General features: G+C 32.0%; 20 protein-coding genes. 10 read left to right on the top strand and 10 right to left on the bottom strand.

The window, feature by feature from the left end:
* Positions 1-232, top strand: a 232-nt coding sequence (locus BHF71_RS12245) for a transposase (protein WP_084024167.1), incomplete at its 5' end; no start/stop codon positions are given.
* Positions 233-336: 104 nt separating this feature from the next.
* Here the strand turns inward: BHF71_RS12245 and BHF71_RS03255 are convergent.
* Positions 337-669 (bottom strand): YolD-like family protein, encoded by a 333-nt coding sequence (locus BHF71_RS03255; RefSeq protein ID WP_069656237.1) that lies wholly within the window; start codon positions 667-669, stop codon positions 337-339.
* Positions 666-1,904, bottom strand: coding sequence for a DNA polymerase IV (locus tag BHF71_RS03250; RefSeq protein ID WP_425425371.1), 1,239 nt, complete (start codon positions 1,902-1,904; stop codon positions 666-668). The genes BHF71_RS03255 and BHF71_RS03250 overlap by 4 nt, the downstream gene beginning before the upstream one ends.
* Positions 1,905-2,101: 197 nt before the next feature.
* Here BHF71_RS03250 and BHF71_RS03245 point away from each other — a divergent pair, with 197 nt between their 5' ends.
* Positions 2,102-2,734 carry a CBS domain-containing protein gene (locus BHF71_RS03245; protein ID WP_069656235.1) on the top strand — a complete coding sequence of 211 codons (633 nt, stop codon included), beginning with the start codon at positions 2,102-2,104 and terminating at the stop codon, positions 2,732-2,734.
* A gap of 28 nt (positions 2,735-2,762) precedes the next feature.
* Here BHF71_RS03245 and BHF71_RS03240 read toward each other — a convergent pair whose 3' ends face one another.
* From BHF71_RS03240 to BHF71_RS03225, 4 genes are all read right to left on the bottom strand, one after another.
* Positions 2,763-3,059, bottom strand: coding sequence for a DUF1292 domain-containing protein (locus tag BHF71_RS03240; RefSeq protein WP_069656234.1), 297 nt, complete (start codon positions 3,057-3,059; stop codon positions 2,763-2,765).
* Between the two features lie 63 nt (positions 3,060-3,122).
* Complete coding sequence (locus BHF71_RS03235; protein WP_069656233.1) at positions 3,123-3,605, bottom strand: hypothetical protein; 483 nt, start codon at positions 3,603-3,605, stop codon at positions 3,123-3,125.
* 77 nt (positions 3,606-3,682) lie between these two features.
* On the bottom strand, positions 3,683-4,846 hold the full coding sequence (locus BHF71_RS03230) for a M23 family metallopeptidase (RefSeq protein WP_069656232.1): 1,164 nt from the start codon (positions 4,844-4,846) through the stop codon (positions 3,683-3,685).
* 138 nt (positions 4,847-4,984) lie between these two features.
* On the bottom strand, positions 4,985-5,623 hold the full coding sequence (locus BHF71_RS03225; RefSeq protein WP_069656231.1) for a stalk domain-containing protein: 639 nt from the start codon (positions 5,621-5,623) through the stop codon (positions 4,985-4,987).
* A gap of 279 nt (positions 5,624-5,902) precedes the next feature.
* On the opposite strand from BHF71_RS03225, the gene BHF71_RS03220 reads away from it, so the two are divergent.
* The 8 genes from BHF71_RS03220 (at position 5,903) to BHF71_RS12040 (ending at position 11,921) form a co-directional block, all read left to right on the top strand.
* Complete coding sequence (locus BHF71_RS03220; RefSeq protein WP_069656230.1) at positions 5,903-6,790, top strand: ABC transporter ATP-binding protein; 888 nt, start codon at positions 5,903-5,905, stop codon at positions 6,788-6,790.
* A 2-nt stretch (positions 6,791-6,792) separates the two neighbouring features.
* Positions 6,793-7,593 carry an ABC transporter permease subunit gene (locus BHF71_RS03215; protein WP_069656229.1) on the top strand — a complete coding sequence of 267 codons (801 nt, stop codon included), beginning with the start codon at positions 6,793-6,795 and terminating at the stop codon, positions 7,591-7,593.
* A gap of 36 nt (positions 7,594-7,629) precedes the next feature.
* A complete protein-coding gene (locus BHF71_RS03210) occupies positions 7,630-8,277 on the top strand; it encodes a TetR/AcrR family transcriptional regulator (protein ID WP_176717294.1) in 648 nt (215 codons plus the stop codon).
* A 277-nt stretch (positions 8,278-8,554) separates the two neighbouring features.
* Positions 8,555-9,790 (top strand): type III sulfide quinone reductase, selenoprotein subtype, encoded by a 1,236-nt coding sequence (gene sqr / locus BHF71_RS03205; protein WP_069656228.1) that lies wholly within the window; start codon positions 8,555-8,557, stop codon positions 9,788-9,790.
* Between the two features lie 69 nt (positions 9,791-9,859).
* Positions 9,860-10,177, top strand: coding sequence for a TusE/DsrC/DsvC family sulfur relay protein (locus BHF71_RS11785; protein ID WP_069656227.1), 318 nt, complete (start codon positions 9,860-9,862; stop codon positions 10,175-10,177).
* Positions 10,178-10,189: 12 nt separating this feature from the next.
* Positions 10,190-10,663, top strand: a complete 474-nt coding sequence (locus tag BHF71_RS11780) for a DsrE/DsrF/DrsH-like family protein (protein WP_069656226.1) — start codon at positions 10,190-10,192, stop codon at positions 10,661-10,663.
* A 314-nt stretch (positions 10,664-10,977) separates the two neighbouring features.
* Positions 10,978-11,619: a PilZ domain-containing protein gene (locus BHF71_RS03190; protein ID WP_069656225.1), complete on the top strand. Its 642-nt coding sequence runs from the start codon at positions 10,978-10,980 to the stop codon at positions 11,617-11,619.
* A gap of 158 nt (positions 11,620-11,777) precedes the next feature.
* Positions 11,778-11,921, top strand: coding sequence for a hypothetical protein (locus BHF71_RS12040; protein ID WP_176717293.1), 144 nt, complete (start codon positions 11,778-11,780; stop codon positions 11,919-11,921).
* Between the two features lie 52 nt (positions 11,922-11,973).
* Here BHF71_RS12040 and queC read toward each other — a convergent pair whose 3' ends face one another.
* From queC to queD, 4 genes are read right to left on the bottom strand one after another with little or no spacing between them, the layout of a single operon-like run.
* Positions 11,974-12,633 (bottom strand): 7-cyano-7-deazaguanine synthase QueC, encoded by a 660-nt coding sequence (queC, locus tag BHF71_RS03185; RefSeq protein WP_069656224.1) that lies wholly within the window; start codon positions 12,631-12,633, stop codon positions 11,974-11,976.
* A 12-nt stretch (positions 12,634-12,645) separates the two neighbouring features.
* On the bottom strand, positions 12,646-13,242 hold the full coding sequence (folE, locus tag BHF71_RS03180) for a GTP cyclohydrolase I FolE (protein ID WP_069656223.1): 597 nt from the start codon (positions 13,240-13,242) through the stop codon (positions 12,646-12,648).
* Positions 13,243-13,246: 4 nt separating this feature from the next.
* Positions 13,247-13,915 (bottom strand): putative 7-carboxy-7-deazaguanine synthase QueE, encoded by a 669-nt coding sequence (gene queE / locus BHF71_RS03175; protein WP_069656222.1) that lies wholly within the window; start codon positions 13,913-13,915, stop codon positions 13,247-13,249.
* A 4-nt stretch (positions 13,916-13,919) separates the two neighbouring features.
* Positions 13,920-14,348, bottom strand: a complete 429-nt coding sequence (queD, locus tag BHF71_RS03170; RefSeq protein WP_069656221.1) for a 6-carboxytetrahydropterin synthase QueD — start codon at positions 14,346-14,348, stop codon at positions 13,920-13,922.
* Positions 14,349-14,366: the final 18 nt, after the last annotated feature.

Here is a 14,366-nt window from a genome sequence, read left to right as displayed (position 1 = left end):
AATAGAAAGAGTATTTGCAGATATGAAAGAGAAACATGGTTTGCGTTGGACTACGTTAAGAGGTTTGAAAAAAGTCTCGATGCAGGCGATGTTAGTTTTTGCTGCCATGAATTTGAAAAAGCTAGCGAATTGGACGTGGAAGAGACGTCCGAATCGCTCTCAATTTTTTATTTCATCCAAGATTTTAAGCATTTTTGACAAAAATAACTTCATACTAGGTAATTTAGCATGAGGTTAGTCTTCAGTCTGGGAGTGTCAATTAGACACTCTTTTTTATTATCTTGCATTTCCAAAAACCGCACTTATACAAAATACAAACTTCAATCCCCATTTAATTTATCTCAGTTTCAAATCAATAATTTGCTTAGCAAGTACTCTAATACGTTCATCCTCTTCTATTTGCAAGTACAGATCCCCTTGTTCCACATCCCAAGTGACGATTCTCCCGATTAATTGTTTTTTTTCTTTGTAACCGATCGTAACTATAATTTCTTGATGATTAGCAATTGCTCTATTCAGTATTTCTTGCCACTCTTCCAGTTGCTGTTGATCCAACTCCCTTATCAGATCATCCTCAATTTGTTCTTCCCTCAATAGCTCATTTAATAATTGTCGATGTTCTGACAACATCATCCGACTACCTGTCCATAAAAGATTACCCCTTCTCATGCTTCATGACCTCCTATTTTTGTCGCTCGATCAAATAATAGTCCCGCTGATGATAATGAAGATGCTCTAAAAATAGCCGTTTTACCATATCGATTTCGTATTTCGTCCATTACATTGCCCAACTGGATTTTTTTTACTTGATCAGAAAAAAAACTTAGTTGAACTTCCCGAGCGTCCTCTAATTTAGTCAAACTTACCCCTACACTCCTTACTGGTTCTTTATCCCAAAATCTATCAAATAACTGCAATACACCTCGATAAACGTCCATCGTAGCATTTGTCGCAAATGGGAGAGTCATTTGTCTGTGAAATCCCGTTGGATGATCAAAGTCAGCTCCTCTGACCGATAGATGAACAGTGTTTCCTTTTTTATGCATCAATCTAGCACGGCGACATACTTCCTCTGTAAGCTCTAGTAATACAACTTCGATGTCCTTACGATTTTCATAGTCCCTAGGTAAAGTGATACTGTTCCCAACCCCTTTGTATAATACTGTTGAACTGCTCTCAACAGGAGAGTAATCAATTCCATGGGCATTTAACCATAAAACATGACCATTTATTCCCCACCTTTTTTTCATTTCTTCTAAAGAGCGTTCCGCCAAATCTGCAATCGTATAAATACCTATTCTCTCTAGATTACGTTTCATTCGACTCCCGACACCAAAAAGTTGGTCAATTGGTAATGGCCCTGTCAGATCACGATAGTTTTGTTGGTTCAACTTAAAAATTCCCACTTTATTTTTTTTCGCAAAGTTGTCACAAGCCATTTTTGCATGGATTTTGTTTTCCCCTATTCCTATCCTCGCAAAAACCCCTACTTCATCCCAAATCCTTTGCTGAATCATTTTGGCCATTGTTTCCGGCGTTCCAAATAAGGACTGACTTTTGGTCAAATCCAAAAATTGCTCATCAATTGAAAAGACCTCAACTTGATCTGTAAATTGATTTAATATTTCAGTAATTTGTATTGAAGCTTCTATATACTTTTTCATATGGGGTCTAACGAAATTAACCTTAGGACAGAGAGCCTTCACTTGCCAAATAGGCATCCCTGTCTTTACCCCTGATTTTTTAGCTTCGGGACTTGCCGCTAGTGTAATCCCATGTCTCTTTTTGGGGTCTCCACATACAACAACAGGCTTACCCCTTAAATCGGGATTAGACGCTATTTCCACTGACGCATAAAAGCTTTGTATATCGACTAAAAAAATTATTTTTTTGCTTTTACCCATCATCAATCCCTCATTCATTAATATTAGATTCTTAGTTATTATACACCATATTCCCGATTAATAGAACTTATGTTCGTAAAATTATGTTTAATCGTTTGAAATTGTCAATTTTTTTAAAAATGTAAATTTGTTTATATGAAAAAAGAATAGAATACAGTATGATAATAATAACTACAATAGATTAGGAGTGAGGCAAGATGTTCATTCATAACTGCATAACTTATGCTAGAAATTTAGTGACTTTAAAAAAAGACGATACAATTGGCCATGCGATTTCCGTAATGAAAAAAAATCAATTAAAAAGTATTCCAGTAATAGATGATGATGGTAAATTTGTAGGTATTTTGTCAAAGGAAGGGTTATTCGAAATTTTTGAAAAAGGGCAAATAGGAGATTACGAAGATCTTAAAAGAGAACCAATAGCAATGGGGATTTCCAAGATTGAGCCTTTAAATTTAGACAGCCGTTTTGAACAATTATTACCAATTATCGTTCGCTATCCTTTCGTTCCTATCATAGATGATGAAGGGATCTTTCAAGGAATTGTTAAGCGAAAAGAAATTACCCGAGCTTTAGAATCTTCATTTGGAGTTGGAGTGTCTGGAATTCGGATTCTAATAGGAACCTTAGAGATGGAAGGAAGATTAGAAAAAATTTTAGAAATAGTTCACCATCTACATTTGAACGTGATTACTGCTTTAGCGTTTGATGCTGGGGAGAAATTTAATCGTAGGGTACTATTAAAAATAGAACATACCGATAAAAAGGAAGAACTACTAAATATTTTAGAAAAGAACGGATTCAAAATACTGACTATTCATGAAGATTAATAAAAATCACCCATTCGGGTGATTTTTATTAATTTTCAGCAACTAATTTTTCGTAAATAGATAAAACCTTATTCCATTCTTCATCATCTTCAATGTCCACTAAAAACTCTTCACCATTTTCTTCTTCTACTCGTAAAATAACTCCCTCTTCAGTTTCTGGGTTATCAGATGCTACCAAAACAACGTATTCCTTGGAATCAGATTCAAACCAAGTTACAATCGTAAATTCTTTTTCTACTCCATTTTCATCAACAAGCACTACTTTGTGTTCGTGTTCATGTTCATGGTCATGATCGTGATCATGGTGGTGATCTTTTGTCATCATATCATCCTCATTTCTAGGTATTTTTGATATTTATCAAGTTGGGGAATTATAGCAAAAATAAACCTATTTGCCATTTTTGATGATTACAGTTATTACCTTTTGTAACTTAACTATTTCTGCTTTTTTAATCCCTAACTGATATTTAGCCATTAAATATGTAGCTTCTACGAAATTCTTATTGGAGTGGCAAACGATTGGTTCGGTCGAATAAGGATTATCATATAAAATTTGCCATTCTCCATCCCTTTGATCAACTGGCACTTGTGAAAACAATTCAACTTTAATTTGATATAATTGCAAAAGATCGCGCCAAGTATTTTCAAAGGATGGACTAAAATCGACCAGATTCGGAAAAAGCTCCTCTCCTTTTTTTAACCAATTTTTCACCTGTTCAAACTCATCTTGATCCATCTCTTTAATTTTTTCATAAAATGAACGAATAAACTGATTAATGGCAGAAAAACCTTCCTGCTCAATTGATTTCTTAAAGTTTAATTTTTGTTCTTCTGTTGCAATTTCAATGAAGTTATTAAACCAAGATTCCATTCATTACATCCTTCCATATAGTTACTCAATTATACCATTATTTTTGCTTAATGAATCATTAAATATTAAAATAAAGTTCAGTTGTCATTTTCATTCGAATAGGGAAACAATTTCTCTAAAACATCTCTGATCTGTTCTCTATCAAGATATTCCCAAAATAGATGATCATAAATCAGAATATCGGAGTGGAGATGTAAACCTAAATCATTACCATCTACACCATAACTTGTTCCGGAATTACCTACATAACCTAGTATCTCACCTTTTTTTACTGATTTACCGACTTCAATTCCAGGAGCAACCCTGGATAAATGAGCATAACGGACCATTACACCATTAGGGTATTGAACCCAAACAGTTTGTCCCCTTAATTTATCTAAAATATATTGTGGAGTGTGGTCAGCAGATTTAGCAATTTCTAGCATTTCATTTCTTTCTTCATTAGTTAATTCCACATAATCAATATCCGCTCTAACCACTATTCCATCAGCCATAGAAAATACGGGAGTAGAACGATCAACATTAACTCCAATAAATCCTGAATACCAATCGATTCCTTCATGGGTTCCATTACGGTAAGCTCTCGGTGCAGCAGGTAATTGAGAATCTCTTGTACTAATATGAACCCCTTCTAAAGGCGGAGCAAGGAATGATAAATATGCTACGATGTCATCTACAGACATCTTCGGAAAAGCTTCCTCAAAATCTAAATAAGGGTTGTTTTCACCTTTCTCCTGTTCTAAATTTGATTGTTCAGACGCAAAAACAGCTACAGCCTGATCATCGTCAGAAAATTGGTAAGTAATATCAAAGACCTTTTCTAACATCTTCACAGGAATATAAACTGTCTTTTCAGAATCAACATACGGCTTCAATAAATTAGAAATATATACACCATCTTTAGATACAATTGAAGTTCCCTCTAAAAGACGGAAAACATGCTCTTTATTTCTTATATAAATAACACCTTCAAAAGAATCATATTCCCATCTAAGATCATAGAACTTACTTAAATCTTGAATTGAAAACATCGGTTCACCATTAATATTATGTATTGGTATATTATATCTTTTAGGTTCATCGACAACTTGTTCCTGGTCATTAACTTGACTATTATCTACTATTTCTTCACTATCTACTATCTCTCTATCATATGTATTGTACTCCCGTGAGATAACATAAGCTGTCCCGAAAATTAGTGCAACTAGTAATAGAATAATTGATAATACCTTCGTTTTCATTCATCCAACTCCTTTTGCAATTTAAAAAAGTCGAACCCTTTTATTATAGGTACGACTTTTCTCGTCAGTAAAATCATTGTATCATTATTTGTCGAAAAATTAAACTTTTTAAGATATCTAAAACAAAATCTCATACTATTACTTTACTAGAATTAACTTTTCACCTATCTTAACAAACTCATTCTGCGTTGATTCACTGCTTAACTGAAGTTCGACACTATAATTGCCCGTTTTTATAAAATCTATATTTTGAAAAAAATTAATATATTGTAAACTATTTTCCTCAGTAGCATCAAAAGACTGAGCAAAACCTTCCGCTACAACTTCTCCATCTGGATCCTTTAATAAGACTCTAATCTGAACATTTTCATAAGGTAGATTGTCAATTTCACTGTAGACATGGAAGCTGAAATGATAACGTTGATTTTTAGGAATTTTACCAAATGGACTATATACAACATAAGTTCGTTTCTCTTTGTCAAATACAGGATTAGCCGTAAACTGCATGTTTACATTCGGTTTAATTAGACGTGCAGTCTGCTCTTCATCATCCCAAGTGACAATTACATCTAATGATTCTGCTATCGCCCGAAGCGGCATAACGGTTGTGTTGTCAATAATAAAAGCAGGAACCTTAGAAATGACTTCTTCTCCGTCGATAAAAACTTTTACTTTATCGTAACCGTAAAAATATCCATAAATTGCACTTCCAGCATAAACTGTAACAACATTAAATAAAAAAATTAAACTGATTAAAAGTATAATCTTTTTTTTCATTTTAAACCTCCATGCAGTTTAATTAGTTTATAGGTTTAAATAATTCGTGCATTTATCAATACCATTTATTAATACACTTATTAATATATTTTTCATATTTTCATATTTTTAGACACATTAAAACATCAAAGGTTGCGAAATTTATTGATTTTTATTGGTTAAAGTATCTTTTAAGTTAAAATTTTTACATTTTTTTGAAAAAACATTGAATAAATAGGTAATGTAAACTATACTGAATATATATTGACCAATAGGTCAAAACGAGGAGGGATAGTTAAAATGAATGTGATTGAAACTCGTAATCTCACTAAATACTACCGGGACATCCGAGGAATTGAAAATTTAAATTTATCAGTAAAAGAAGGTGAAATCTTCGGATTCATAGGTCCAAACGGTGCTGGAAAATCAACAACGATTAGAACGTTGCTTAATTTCATTTTTCCAACTTCAGGCTCAGCAAAAGTTATGGGTTTAGATATTGTAAAAGATAATAAGGAAATAAAAAAACTTATTGGCTATATACCTTCCGAAGTCCACTACTATGATGATATGAAGGTCAGGGATCTTTTCCAATATTCCGCTAAATTTTACGAACAAAAATTTGAAGAAAAAACTAAAAGATTAGCGGAAATATTTGAAGTAGATATGGAAAAGAATATATCTGATCTTTCTTTTGGTAATAAGAAAAAAGTAGCGATCATTCAGGCATTACATCATAGTCCAAAGTTATTAATTTTAGATGAACCTACCAGTGGTTTAGACCCATTAATGCAAAATAGATTTTTTGAAGTCTTAAAAGAAGAAAATAATCATGGAACTACAATCTTTTTCTCCTCCCATGTACTCAATGAAGTTCAAAAATTATGTCATCGCGTGGCAATCATTAAGGATGGAAAAATAATTGAAGTTGAGGAAATCGAAAAACTAAGAAAAAGAAACTATAAAAAAGTAACGATTGAACTCGAAAAGTCAAATATGGACTTGACCATTAAATTAGATGGAATTACCGATTTCTCAGCGGATAATAACTTATTAAAGTTTCTTTTCTCAGGAGATGTGAAACAACTTCTCAACTATATTTATGAAATTAATCCACAAAACTTTTGGGTCGAAGAACCTTCGCTAGAGGAAATCTTTATGCATTATTACGAGAAGGAGGAGAAATAAAGATGACAATTTTTTTGAGAGAATGGAAAAGAAATCGTAAAGCCTTAGTTATCTGGACGATAGCAATCTCATTATTAGTGTTACTTGAAATCAGTATTTACCCAAGTTTTTCGGAGAATGCGGTCAAAATGGAAGAACTATTACAAACCTTCCCTGAAGGAGTAATCAAAGCATTTGGTATCGATAGACTTAATATGGGAAATATTTTAGAATTCTTTAGCATAGAAGCGTTTATATTTGTTACTTTGTTCGGTGGAATATATGCAGCATTGCTAAGTTCAAATATATTAGCAAAGGAAGAAAATGAGAAAACAATAGAATTTTTGTTAGCAAAACCTATCACACGAAATAATATCATTAACAATAAATTAGGAGTAGCTTTACTGAATATTTTCTTATTTAACTTTATTATAACCCTCGTAACTCTAACCAGCTTTGAAATCTATAAACCCGGTGGCTATGACGTGGATAGATTAATATTGTTAATGTTCGGTGCTTTCTTGATGCATCTAACATTTGCCGCTGTAACACTTGCACTATCTGTATTTTTTATTAAAACAAAGCAAATATATCCAATGTCAATAGGCATCGTATTAATCACATATTTCCTGGGGATTATTTCTAATGTTTCGGATAAATTCAGTTTTTTAAAGTACTTTTCCCCATTTAAATATATTGATCCGCCAAATATCATTGCTGATGGAAAAATAGAATTAATTTATTTGTTAATAATGACATTAACAATTATTTTAGGAACCGGGATAACCTACTATATATACAATAAAAAAGATATCGTTGTATAGAATGTAGCAATTAGCTCACTTCAAGGAGGAATTCTTTTGACAGAAATAAAACCATGGAGCCTCATACCAGATACAAAAAGAAAGAAGATACTCCAAGCCTGCATTGAAGAATTTGCTAATCATGGTTATCTACGTGCCTCAACTAATGAAATAATAAAAAAAGCCGAGATTTCAAAGGGGCTTCTCTTTCATTACTTTGGAAATAAAAAAAATCTATATATTTCCATACTAGATCTGATTATAGAAAAAATGCAGAAAGAATTTTTAAATACTTTAGAATATAGTTCATCTGATATTTTCCAAAGACTGTTAGATTGGACAAAAAGGAAGTTCCAAATTTTTTATAATAATCCATTAGAATATCAAATACTCGTAACTGCATTTATAGATCCGCCTGAAGAATTAAAAGAAGAGATAGCCTCACGGTACCATCAATTATCCGAAATAGGATATGCTAATTTTTTAAAAAACATTGATTATTCCCTCTTCCGATCCGATATTGATCCAAAGAAAGCGGTGGATTTAATTATTGTATCTTTGGAGGGGCTATCAAATAAATACATGCAATTATATAAAGGACAGGAAGATAAAGGTTTAAAAGAACTTGGTAATACCATGAAAGATCTTGAGGAATATTTTTATATGTTGAAGGTGGGATTATACCCCCAACATCAAAAAAAATAATACTATAAATAAGGAGACAGCTCACGCTGTCTTTTTTAATTTTAGGATCCAATCCGGATTTTGATAGATTATGAAATGTAATTAAAAAATCAATTTGTTGATTTTTTAATGAAAAAAATTTGACGATTTTGTGATATTTAGCCCGAAACCCTATTTTTTTGCTGGATTATTATTTATGATTAAATTAACTTAATTAAACTAATTTCTACTTTAGAATTATTATTATTAATTTTGCAAGTTTTAAGTTACCAATATTGCATTTAATAGGAGGCTAAAAATGAAAAAGATATTAATTCTAGGTGCTGGAACAGCAGGTACAATGATGGCTAACCATCTAAACAAAAAAATAGACAAAAAAGAATGGTCCATCACAGTTATTGATCAATACAAAAACCATTATTATCAACCTGGCTTTCTCTTTATCCCATTCGGTATTTATTCTGAAAAAGATGTTATCAAGGAGAAAAAGAAATTTATTCCTAAGGGTGTTGAGTTTATCCAGTCCGCTATCGAAATAATTGAGGCGGATAAAAACCAAGTTAAGCTTGAGAATAACTCAGTTATTAAATACGATGTTTTAATAATTGCCACTGGTAGTAAGATCGTTCCACAAGAAATCGAAGGTCTCTTAGATGACGGATGGAGAAAGAATATTTTTGATTTTTATACTATTGAAGGTTCCACTGCTCTAAGAGATAAATTCAAAGATTGGAAAGGTGGAAAATTGGTCGTTCATTTAGCTGAAATGCCAATTAAGTGTCCTGTGGCACCACTTGAATTTTTGTTCTTATCTGACTGGTTCTTTACTAAGAAGGGAATTCGTAAAAATGTTGATATTACCTATGTAACTCCATTAGGATCGGCCTTTACAAAGCCTAGAGCTGCATCAGTTTTAGGACATATGCTTGATGATAAAAACATTAAGATTGTTCCTAACTTTAATATTAGTCACGTTGATTCTAAAAATAATAAGATTGTTTCCTTAGATGACAAAGAAGTTGAATATGACCTTTTGGTAACTATTCCAACAAATATGGGTGATGAAGTTATTGAACGCTCTGGCTTAGGTGATGAGCTAAACTTTGTACCAACAGATAAACATACTTTACAATCTAAAGAATATGAAAACATTTTTGTTATCGGTGATGCAACTGATATTCCTGCATCAAAGGCTGGTTCTGTGGCACACTTTGAAGGTGAAATTTTAACTGATAACATCCTTAACTTCATCAATAACAAACCATTAGAGAAAAAATTTGACGGTCATGCAAACTGTTATATTGAATCCGGATATAACAAAGCATTCTTAATTGACTTTAACTATGATGTTGAGCCTGTGGAAGGAACATTTCCTCTACCTGTTGTTGGTCCATTCTCACTATTAAAAGAAACAAGAATTAATCACTTAGGAAAAATGGCCTTTAAACACATCTATTGGAACTTACTATTAAAGGGAATTCCTATTCCAGGCATTCCACCACACATGACTACAAAAGGAAAAAAACTTAATTAACAAATTTTGTTACAAATATGGCAACTGCCATGTTTCATAAAATTACAAAAATAATTGGGGGTATTTAATATGACTGAAAAAATGTTAGCAGACTTTACTGTTAATGTTAACGAGGAGGGCTACTTAACTGATCCTTCTCAATGGAATAAGGAAATAGCTGTTGCGCTTGCAAAAGAAGTTGGGATTGAAGAGTTAACTGAAGCTCATTGGAAAGTGATCGAATTCTTACAAAAAGAAGTTAAAGAAAATGGAAAATTGCCTACAATTAGAAGAATTAATAAAGTTGGCGGCATCCCTACGAAAGAGTTATATCAATTATTTCCAGATGGCCCATTAGCTAAAGCTGCAAAAATAGCAGGATTAAGTAAACCTGCAAGTTGTATTTAATGGAGGTCTACTATGGCGGATAATGAAAAAATTAAAAAAATATCAATTGTTATTTCAAAAGGTTCTTTAGAAGCTATTTATCCAGGGCTTATAATGGCAAATGGTGCTAGAATGGCTGGAATTGAAGTCAACGTTTTCTTTACTTTCTTTGGTATGGATGCAGTAACTAAAAAGAAAATGAACAATATTAAAGTTGCAACAGTTGGTAATCCAGCTTTAGGTATTCCAACAATGATTGGTGCTTTACCAGGCATATCCGCTCTTGCTACCAAGATGATGAAAAAACAAATGGAAGAGCTTGATATTCCACCAATTCCTGAATTTATTGAAATGATCCACGATGCTGGCGGTAAGCTATACGCTTGCTTAGCTACAGTAGAAATGTTTAAACTAAAAAGAGAAGACTTTTGTGACGAGTTAGATGGCATTATAACTGTAGGAGACTTCTATGATATCTCTACAGGCGGACAAATTATATTCACTTAATACTTGCTTTAAAAAATATTTTTCCTATTAACATCTACTATATTATATCTGGACTAATTAATAATAAATAATCAATTTAAATAGTCAAACTCAAAAAAGAGATATTAAAAAAGGCTGGCCGATAACATCACTTAAAAAGATGTTGAGGTCGCCTTTTTTGTGTATAAGCAAAATAAATAATGAAATTTTTATAGAAAAATTATTATGATATAGATAAAATAAAAAGGAAATTAACGATTTAAATGGAAGTAGAATAATATAAAATCTTATTTTTGACCCTTTTATATCCGATAAAGTAAATGAAGGTGGGATTTATGGACTATTGTATCGATGAGAAACTATTAAATGAGGTTTGTACAATAAAAACTTCTAAGCAGTATTTAGTTGGTCAAATCCTAAAGATATACAAAGATAAGTTTGCTGTAAGTGTCTTTCCACTAGCGAATGAGGTGGAAATTTCCAACGAAGAAGTGGAGATCCGCATCGAAACACTTGATAATCAGATATACTTTTATGTGGCTTTTATAGAATCCCAACATGAGCTAACATCACGTCGAATCATCTTTTTTAAGCCCATATCGGAAGTTCATGAAAATAATAAAAGGAAATATAAACGCTTAAAATTAGGGATTTATTCCAAAACACCTAATATATTTTATCGTATTTTTCCACCAATTGAATCGAAATGGGAAAAAGTTGAAGTTATAGATATAAGTCAAGGTGGATTACAAGTTAAAGGAAAACATTATCTAAGTAAAGGACAACTCATTGAGGTAAAAATAGGAGCACCATTTGTTGATACTATCGAAGTTATAATCTCCCGTATTGTAAATATCAAAAAAGAAAATGATGTTTACATTTACTCTATTCAATTTTTAAATCTAACAGATACCCACAAACAAAGTATTGAAAATTACATTAATATTGTCCATGAAAAAATCAATAATTTAGCATAGAAATCAGATAGTCTTTCTTGATAATACCATGTTCAATTTTTTGTAGTGAATGGCAAAAAAATATTAAAATTATTCAATTTAAGGTGAATTTTTTTTAAAAATAACCGATATATATATTAGCGAAAGATTTTTCTTCTAAATGTAGAGGAGAGATTATCATGGAGATTATTAAGAAAGAAAAATTGGGAGAAATAGATTTTTTTGGACAAGTAGCAACGGTCTTTAGGGAAATTTATGCGAATGGTGAATGGAAGTTTGTTATAGTTACAGAAGGTAAAAGAATCGTAATGATGACCTATTAAAAAAAGGAACCACTTTGATGCCATGATGCTAGGTGGTTCCTTTTGCTATTACTTATTTCAGATATTTTTTCTCGAAATCTTGGTATCCTTTATTTCTTAATTTACATGCTGGACACTCTCCACATCCATCACCTTTTATTCCATTATAGCAAGTTAATGTTTCGTTTTTTATTATATCTAAAACTCCAAGATCATATGCCATTTTCCAAGTTTCTTCCTTGTTAATCCACATTAACGGTGTATGAATTTCAAATTGATAATCCATAGCCAAGTTCAAAGTAACATTTAAAGATTTAATGAAAACATCCCTACAATCTGGATACCCACTGTAATCACTTTGAGATACACCAGTTATTATCTGATTGATTCCCCTTTGTTTAGCAAAGACAGCCGCAAATGTTAGAAATAGCATATTTCTACCATCTACAAATGAGTTGGGTAATCTATCCTTTGGTGCTTCTTTATCAACCTCGATATCTACCCTTGTTAACGAATTAGGTGCTAACTGATTTAATAAATTTAAGTCTAATATATGATGTTCTATCCCATGCTTTTTACAAATATCTTTTGCACATTCAAGCTCTAATTTATGTTTTTGGTTATAATCAAAGGAGATAGCTATAACCTCTTTATATCTTTGTTTTGCCCAAAATAAACAAGTTGTACTATCTTGTCCACCACTAAATACTACCACTGCTTTGTCTCTGTTCATTTCTATAACCACCTATTTCCCATTGTAATATAACATCATTAATTTATTATTTAAGAATGGATCAGTATTAAATTTTCCTCTTAAAGTCGTTGTAACTGTTTTGGAATTTATTTTTTTAATTCCCCTAGTTGTCATACAGGCATGCTCACCTTCTATTATTACCGCTACATCCTCTGTTTCAGTAATTTTTTGCATGATTTCGGCAATATCCGAACCTATGCGTTCCTGTAATTGTAACCTCTTCCCTACCATATCGGCAATTCTAGCAATTTTACTTAATCCAATAATTTTCCTATTTGGAAGATATGCAACTGTAACTTTCATGTTGTACATTAGAGCAATATGATGTTCACAATGACTGAAAATCTCTATATCCCTTACAATCACTATATCTTTATTCTCTTCGCTTAAACTTATATCTTCTTCAAATGTTTTGTTAAACATCCCCGCAATATCATCATTTGTATAGGAAATACCTTCAAATACTTCTTCATACATATTTGCAACACGTTTTGGGGTTTCCCTTAGGCCCTCTCTATCTGGATTTTCCCCTAGAGCTATTAATATTCCTCTTATATGTTCCTCAATCGCTTTCTTATCAATTGCCACGAATTTATACCCCCTTTTTTTCTGGGTCCCAAATGATTTTATGAAGCTGTACTTGTAATGTAACTCCATTCATTTTGTTCTCTTTCATAAACTCTACTATTTGCACCATTTCAATTTCACCAAATACGGGACTTATATACACGCTTGTTTTATCTACTAGTTGGTATTGATCGATTATGTGCTTGGCTCTCTTTAAATCATCAATATTACCAACAACAAATTTTACAGTATCTAATGCTCCTAAGTATTTAAAATTACTTGTCAACATTTTGCTTTCCATCTGGCTTGAACCAAGTTTATAATCCATTGTAAATCTAGGACGATTTTTTTCTATCTTTGTAAAAGGTCCTAGTTCGATACTTCCATTAGTTTCTATTTCTATGACTAATTCTGGATCCAATGATAATACCGTTAGTAATTCCATGATACCTTTTTGTAACAATGGTTCTCCGCCAGTTAAAGTAACATTTCTAACTCCATTAACTTTAATATATTCATAAATTTGATCAGCTGTCATCCACTCATATTCTACATCTTTTTCATTAGCCCATCTAGTATCACAATAACTACAATCTAAATTACATCCAGCAAATCTGATAAAAATCGCCAATTGCCCAGATAATTTACCTTCTCCGTTTATACTAATAAATTTTTCAACCACTTTAAATTTCAAAATATCACACCCCATCTTTCTCATAAATAGCACAATTAGATGGTGTTTCATATACAGTGGCCCTCTTAACGTTATATCCCTTCTTCTCCATAGAAGTAAAGAAAAACTTAGCAAAATTTTCAGCGGTTGGCCTGAAGCCTAACTCAATAATCCTAAAACCTTCGTCTAAAAGATTTTGTAAAGTTTCTTTTCTTAATGTACCTTCTTGAATAATAAAAGCATGATCATAATAATCTACTAATTCCTTAATATCTCTTTTTAAATCTCCAAAATCGATTACCATTCCATCAAGCTGACCCTCTTCAATTAATGTTTCAGACTGCACTTCTATTACTACTCTCCACCTATGTCCATGGATATTACCACATTTCCCATCATAATTGGCAAGAAAATGGGCACTATCAAAACTATGCTCAGCTTTTAAAACATACATCTATATAATACCTCCTAA

This window comes from Vulcanibacillus modesticaldus (assembly GCF_001730235.1).
GTDB lineage: Bacteria > Bacillota > Bacilli > Tepidibacillales > Tepidibacillaceae > Vulcanibacillus > Vulcanibacillus modesticaldus.
The sequence above is the reverse complement of the archived record's forward strand: the minus strand, read 5'-3'. Positions and strand labels throughout refer to the sequence as shown.

What these genes read in the sequence shown, in the direction of transcription:
- BHF71_RS03250 (WP_425425371.1), bottom strand. Translation starts at nt 1,904, where the DNA reads ATGGGTAAAAGCAAAAAAATAATTTTTTTAGTCGATATACAAAGCTTT.
- queD (WP_069656221.1), bottom strand. Translation starts at nt 14,348, where the DNA reads ATGTATGTTTTAAAAGCTGAGCATAGTTTTGATAGTGCCCATTTTCTT.
- sqr (WP_069656228.1), top strand. Translation starts at nt 8,555, where the DNA reads ATGAAAAAGATATTAATTCTAGGTGCTGGAACAGCAGGTACAATGATG.
- BHF71_RS03220 (WP_069656230.1), top strand. Translation starts at nt 5,903, where the DNA reads ATGAATGTGATTGAAACTCGTAATCTCACTAAATACTACCGGGACATC.
- BHF71_RS03245 (WP_069656235.1), top strand. Translation starts at nt 2,102, where the DNA reads ATGTTCATTCATAACTGCATAACTTATGCTAGAAATTTAGTGACTTTA.
- queC (WP_069656224.1), bottom strand. Translation starts at nt 12,633, where the DNA reads ATGAACAGAGACAAAGCAGTGGTAGTATTTAGTGGTGGACAAGATAGT.
- BHF71_RS03240 (WP_069656234.1), bottom strand. Translation starts at nt 3,059, where the DNA reads ATGATGACAAAAGATCACCACCATGATCACGATCATGACCATGAACAT.
- BHF71_RS11780 (WP_069656226.1), top strand. Translation starts at nt 10,190, where the DNA reads ATGGCGGATAATGAAAAAATTAAAAAAATATCAATTGTTATTTCAAAA.
- BHF71_RS12040 (WP_176717293.1), top strand. Translation starts at nt 11,778, where the DNA reads ATGGAGATTATTAAGAAAGAAAAATTGGGAGAAATAGATTTTTTTGGA.
- BHF71_RS03190 (WP_069656225.1), top strand. Translation starts at nt 10,978, where the DNA reads ATGGACTATTGTATCGATGAGAAACTATTAAATGAGGTTTGTACAATA.
- BHF71_RS03235 (WP_069656233.1), bottom strand. Translation starts at nt 3,605, where the DNA reads ATGGAATCTTGGTTTAATAACTTCATTGAAATTGCAACAGAAGAACAA.
- BHF71_RS03225 (WP_069656231.1), bottom strand. Translation starts at nt 5,623, where the DNA reads ATGAAAAAAAAGATTATACTTTTAATCAGTTTAATTTTTTTATTTAAT.
- BHF71_RS03230 (WP_069656232.1), bottom strand. Translation starts at nt 4,846, where the DNA reads ATGAAAACGAAGGTATTATCAATTATTCTATTACTAGTTGCACTAATT.
- BHF71_RS11785 (WP_069656227.1), top strand. Translation starts at nt 9,860, where the DNA reads ATGACTGAAAAAATGTTAGCAGACTTTACTGTTAATGTTAACGAGGAG.
- BHF71_RS03255 (WP_069656237.1), bottom strand. Translation starts at nt 669, where the DNA reads ATGAGAAGGGGTAATCTTTTATGGACAGGTAGTCGGATGATGTTGTCA.
- BHF71_RS03215 (WP_069656229.1), top strand. Translation starts at nt 6,793, where the DNA reads ATGACAATTTTTTTGAGAGAATGGAAAAGAAATCGTAAAGCCTTAGTT.